Source organism: Nocardia sp. NPDC004582 (assembly GCF_053602115.1).
This window is the reverse complement of sequence record NZ_JBSGCY010000305.1, coordinates 1-1170: the sequence shown is the minus strand read 5'-3', so window position 1 is coordinate 1170 and position 1170 is coordinate 1. Positions and strand designations below refer to the sequence as shown.

1 protein-coding gene and 1 pseudogene are annotated in these 1170 nt (G+C 73.0%); both read left to right on the top strand.

Translation table 11 applies throughout. The annotated features are described in order from the left end of the window. Positions 1 to 367 (top strand): zinc-dependent metalloprotease (locus tag ACWELJ_RS34205; protein WP_452370190.1); only part of this gene is annotated, 367 nt, incomplete at its 5' end. 374 nt (positions 368 to 741) lie between these two features. Continuing rightward, a pseudogene (locus ACWELJ_RS34200) lies at positions 742 to 1170 on the top strand (hypothetical protein); the annotation flags it as partial.

Genomic DNA, 1170 nt, shown 5'->3' with positions numbered 1-1170 from the left:
GGCCGAGACGCTGCGCCGCCGCCGCGCCACCGGCGGCCCGGCCGAGCAGACCTTCGCGACCCTGGTCGGCCTGGAACTGCGGCCGCGCAAGGTACGCGAGGCCGCCGCGCTGTGGCGGCGGCTGACCGACGACACCGGGCTGGAGCGACGCGACGGCGTCTGGGCGCACCCGGACCTGCTGCCCGACTCCTCGGACCTGGACTCCCCCGCGGGCTTCATCGACTCGGTACTGGGCGGCGGCGAAGCCGGCGTCTTCGACGATCCGCTGGCGCAGCTGGCCGAGACCGAGGCGCGCGAACGGGCCGAGAAAGAGGCCCGAGGCGGGGACGCCGAAGCCGGGACCCCGGATGGGGAAGACCCGAAGTAAGAGTTGTGGATAACCCGCGAAAGCGCTGATGAACAAGCGTTTTCGCGGGTTTCCGCGTTGTCGGGGTCACGCAAACTGACGCTATGACGGCAGTAACCTCCCCACCAACCACACCGGCTGCCCCACCAACCACACCGGCTGCCCCACCAACCACACCGGCTGCCCCACCAACCACGCCGGCTCCCCCGCGAACCACGCCGGCTCCCCCGCGAACCGCATCGGCCGCTCCTCCACGAGCGGCAACGGCTGCTCCCCCGCGAGGGGTAGCGCCAGCTGTCCCGTGCACGGCAACGGCAGCTCCCTCACGGGCAGGAGCGGCAGCATCGCGAACGACGACGCCCCGACCACGGGCGGGCGGGTTCACCCGCGGACCCATGCTGCATCCGCGAATCGCGGTGCTGCTGCGGCCCGATGGCTCGGTACAGCTGGGTTGGAGTCCCGAGCACGCGGTCATCCTGCGGCCACCGGGGCCGTCCGCGGCGGTGCCCGCGCTGGTGCGGCTGCTGGACGGGTCGCGCTCCGAAGCCGAGATCCTCTGGCAGGCCCGGGAATTGGGGTTTCCGGTCGAGGGCACACGGTCGCTGCTCGAGCAGCTCGCGGCCGCCGACCTGCTCGCCCCGACCGAACCGCGCATCCGGCTGCGTTCGGTGCGCGTTCACGGACGTGGCCCGCTGACGGACGCGCTACTCGATGGTCTGCACCGAATCGGTCTGCGGCCCAAACACTCCCATGGACGGCCCGGCACGCCAGGCGGCTGGGAGCCCGGCGTTCGCGGGCCGGGCGGCAAGGCGCTGGGCGCGCAC